The following is a 1,532-nucleotide window of genomic DNA, read 5'->3' as shown; positions in this document are numbered from 1 at the left end:
GCGTTGGAGCACGCTGAAGCGCGCCGCGAAGCCGCCCTCACCCGCATCGGGAGCGCGTCATGAACCGCGCCCAGTGGCACGCTGCGCGCCGCGAGCGCAAGGAGCTGGCCGACTGGCTGGTGACGCATCGGGCACCCAGCACAACCGGCTGCGACTGCAATGCCGCGTCCTATGACCTGTGGCGTCAGAAGCACGGGCGCTGGTGGCAGTTGCAATGCCTGATCGAGTCGGCCGGCACGCGTGACCCGAACGGCTGGCGAATCCTGCGCGAGAACCAGGCGCGACGCCGTGCGCATGTCCGGGCCCGCATCACCCAGCGCAAGCGCGACGAGATGGTGCGCCGGCCGGGTGAGCCGCTGCTGGACTTCATCGACCGCAAGTGCGGCTTCGCGAGGGATGCGGCATGAGCGGCCTCTCCGACCTGATCGACTGCGACCTGACCGACGCCGAGCGGCTGGCGCTGTGCGCCGAGCTGAAGCGGCTGAACCGAGTTTCACCCCCTGACCCGGCGGAGCGCGGCGGACTCGTCCCCTCCCCCTTCGAGAGCGTCGAGCACGCCGGGTTCGGGGACCACGCCGAGGTGACCGCATGAGTAACCACAAAACAGCCGCCGTCATGCCGATGGTTAAGCGCCTGATCAAATCTGATTTGCTTCCGCTAATTGAACAGGTTCTGTGTAAGCGCGCTGAGCAATACCTGGCTGAAATCGAAAGCAGTCCGGTCTCTACCAACAGCGAATCAATTCTTGAGCCCACCTACTACGTCGGCCATCCAGATGGAACCTATTCCGTCGCCTACCCTCAGCCGAGGGTTCGTCATGACTGACTTCGTGAAGATGTGCATCTACGAGCGTAGGCATGGAACGTTCGCGACGCTTGGCAGCCGAGTCCTGTTTGGGCCTTTCGTGTCTCCCACCGGAGCACCGACGCGCGAATACAAGATCAAGCTGAAAGACCTGCGCGAAATCATTGAGCACGCGGAACGTACCGGAGAGCAGGCATGAAGCTCGCCATCTTCCGCACGAAGCCGCACCGCTTCACCGGCTGCACGCCGCTGACCGCCGCCGAGCGCATGGCCCGCTACAGCGCCGCCCACGCCCAGCGCATGCAGGACCGCGAGAACGCCGGAGCTGCGCCGCCGAAGGTTCGCCTCGTCGACGGCCGGCAGGTGCTGGTCGCGCTCGACGGTCGCCCGAACACCCTCCCGAAGGACGCCAAGGCGTCCGCCTGACCCAACACCCACACGCCGCCCGGCGTATCCGGGCAAGGAATCCGACATGACCGAGAACACCACCAAAGACGCCGGCAGCAACATGACGGCGATCGCCGAGTACACCCCGACCGCGGCCGCTTTGGCCGATCTGCGCCAGCGCCATCAGGGCGTGGTGTACGACGTCACGGTGCCCAAGCAGATGAAGGCGGCCAAGGAGGCGCGCGCCGAGCTGCGTACCCTGCGCACCGACCTGGAGAGGAAGCGCGTCGAGATCAAAGCCCCGGCGCTGGAGCGCTGCCGCCTGATCGACGCCGAGGCCA

6 protein-coding genes are annotated in these 1,532 nt (G+C 66.3%); all 6 read left to right on the top strand.

The features are described from left to right. The first annotated feature begins 59 nt into the window (after window positions 1-59). Window positions 60-407 carry a hypothetical protein gene (locus ACO2Q2_RS17460; protein WP_423257522.1) on the top strand — a complete coding sequence of 116 codons (348 nt, stop codon included), beginning with the start codon at window positions 60-62 and terminating at the stop codon, window positions 405-407. Continuing rightward, the gene (locus ACO2Q2_RS17455; RefSeq protein WP_423257521.1) at window positions 404-592 is read left to right on the top strand and encodes a hypothetical protein; all 189 of its coding nucleotides are present in this window, start codon (window positions 404-406) and stop codon (window positions 590-592) included. The genes ACO2Q2_RS17460 and ACO2Q2_RS17455 overlap by 4 nt, the downstream gene beginning before the upstream one ends. Further along, window positions 589-825, top strand: coding sequence for a hypothetical protein (locus ACO2Q2_RS17450; RefSeq protein ID WP_423257520.1), 237 nt, complete (start codon window positions 589-591; stop codon window positions 823-825). The genes ACO2Q2_RS17455 and ACO2Q2_RS17450 overlap by 4 nt, the downstream gene beginning before the upstream one ends. Beyond that, the gene (locus ACO2Q2_RS17445) at window positions 818-1,003 is read left to right on the top strand and encodes a hypothetical protein (protein ID WP_423257519.1); all 186 of its coding nucleotides are present in this window, start codon (window positions 818-820) and stop codon (window positions 1,001-1,003) included. The genes ACO2Q2_RS17450 and ACO2Q2_RS17445 overlap by 8 nt, the downstream gene beginning before the upstream one ends. Next, entirely contained in the window at window positions 1,000-1,230 is a 231-nt protein-coding gene (locus ACO2Q2_RS17440; protein WP_423257518.1) for a hypothetical protein, read from the top strand. Before ACO2Q2_RS17445 ends, ACO2Q2_RS17440 begins: the two co-directional genes overlap by 4 nt. Window positions 1,231-1,276: 46 nt before the next feature. Continuing rightward, on the top strand, window positions 1,277-1,532 hold a 256-nt coding region (locus ACO2Q2_RS17435; protein ID WP_423257517.1), incomplete at its 3' end, for a hypothetical protein.

The organism is Dyella sp. KRB-257 (assembly GCF_049445995.1).
Taxonomy (GTDB): Bacteria; Pseudomonadota; Gammaproteobacteria; order Xanthomonadales; family Rhodanobacteraceae; genus Dyella_A.
This window is presented reverse-complemented; position numbering and strand designations above follow the sequence as displayed.